Below are 1472 nucleotides of genomic sequence, written 5' to 3'. Positions count from 1 at the left end.
GCGCGTGCTTGCCGCCGAAAGCCGCGACATGCGCATGAATGCTGCCGAGAAGAAGGCCGCCGCCCTGCCGCCAAAGCTCACAGTGCCGATGATCCTGTTTTTCCTGCCGGTGCTCTTCGCCATCATCCTGGGTCCCGCCGGCATTCAGGTCAGCCAGCGCGGTATCTTCGGCGATCATCCGGCGCCGGCAACAAACGCCCAGTAGCGGCAAGGCAAATTCCTGCATTCCCTCAAACGAAGAAGCCGCGCATGCAGCGCGGCTTCTTCGTTGGGCATCGGGATTGTGGTCTCAGTTGGTCGCGGATTTCGGCTTGTCCTGGTCCTTGAGCTGGCTCCAGGCATTCTGCTGGGCCAGCATCTGCCTGAGATAGGCGACGTTTGCCTGCGCCTGTTCGGGCGAGAGCTCCTGCGAGGCGATCTTCTCGGCCTCGTCGAACCGGCCTTGCAGGCCGACGACCAGTGCCAGGTTCTGGCGGACGCGGCTGTCCGCATTCGGCTGCTGCGCGGCCGAGCGCATATAGGTTTCGGCGGTGCGCAGGTCACCTTCCAGCACATACGACATGCCAAGATTGGAGAGCACGGAAGGCTCGTTCGGCTTAAGGTCGAGCGCCTTGCGGTAAAGCTGGCGCGCATCGTCCTTCTGGCCGGTCTGGTCGAGGATGGCCGCTTCGGCCGACACCAGCTTCCAGTCGGGATATTCCGGTGTTTGAGCGCGGCGCACGGCGTCGAGCGCCGCCTCGAACTGGCCATTGGCGGCCAGCGCCTTGCCATAGGAGGCAAGCACGTCACGATCCTTGGGCAAAGCGATGGCGAGTTTGCGCATCACAGCCAGCGACTGGTCGGCGTCGCCATCCATCTGCAACGCCGCCGCATAGTTCGTCGCCATCCGCTTGTCGTTGGGGTTCTTCGCGTAGGATTGGCCAAGTGCACCGGTGGCATTGTGCAGTTCGCCGGCCGACATGCTTTCAAGCGGTTTGCCGCTGGTGCGTGCGATAGAGCCGGTGGAGAGCTTGTCGGTTCCGCAGCCGGCGACGCCGGCCGCCAGCGCCAGCACAAGGGCCGTGGTGATGAGCCGTTTTCCCCTGGCATTGATCCTGCGGTTGGTCGGCATGGCCACCTAAGCCTCCATTCGTGCGCGGCCATTGCGTGGCCGTCTTCCCTCCCGCAGAAATATTCTGTTAACCCTAACGGACGGTTAAGAACGGCGACTCACACGGAGAACATCGCATGCCTGTCGAACTCGTCGGGAAGACATTGCCGGGCGCGCTGCCGGTCCATCTGATCGCCAGGGACGGTCTGGACGCGGCCGGCCTTGCGCCGGCCGCTGTCGCCTGGGCCAGGGCCAACGGCTTTTCCGGCGAGGCAGGCAGGACGCTGGTCGTGCCCGGCGAAAACGGGGCGCTCGGCGGCGCCTTGTTTGGTATCGGCGATGGCGAAGGCGCGCTCGCCTTTGGCGCGCTGGCGAAAGCCTT

1 protein-coding gene and 2 pseudogenes are annotated in these 1472 nt (G+C 64.5%); 2 read left to right on the top strand and 1 reads right to left on the bottom strand.

From position 1 onward, the window contains the following. Positions 1-205 (top strand): annotated as a pseudogene (locus EN984_RS34345) (type II secretion system F family protein); the annotation flags it as partial. Between the two features lie 84 nt (positions 206-289). On the opposite strand, the gene EN984_RS34340 reads toward EN984_RS34345, so the two are convergent. Then, positions 290-1111: a tetratricopeptide repeat protein gene (locus tag EN984_RS34340; protein WP_127269472.1), complete on the bottom strand. Its 822-nt coding sequence runs from the start codon at positions 1109-1111 to the stop codon at positions 290-292. Positions 1112-1227: 116 nt separating this feature from the next. Between EN984_RS34340 and EN984_RS34335 the strand changes: the two are divergent. Beyond that, positions 1228-1472, top strand: a pseudogene (locus EN984_RS34335) (leucyl aminopeptidase family protein); the annotation flags it as partial.

This window comes from Mesorhizobium sp. M7A.F.Ca.CA.004.12.1.1 (assembly GCF_003997835.1).
Classification (GTDB): Bacteria; Pseudomonadota; Alphaproteobacteria; order Rhizobiales; family Rhizobiaceae; genus Mesorhizobium.
Note: the sequence above shows the minus strand (reverse complement) of the source record. Positions and strands in the feature narration are given on the sequence as shown.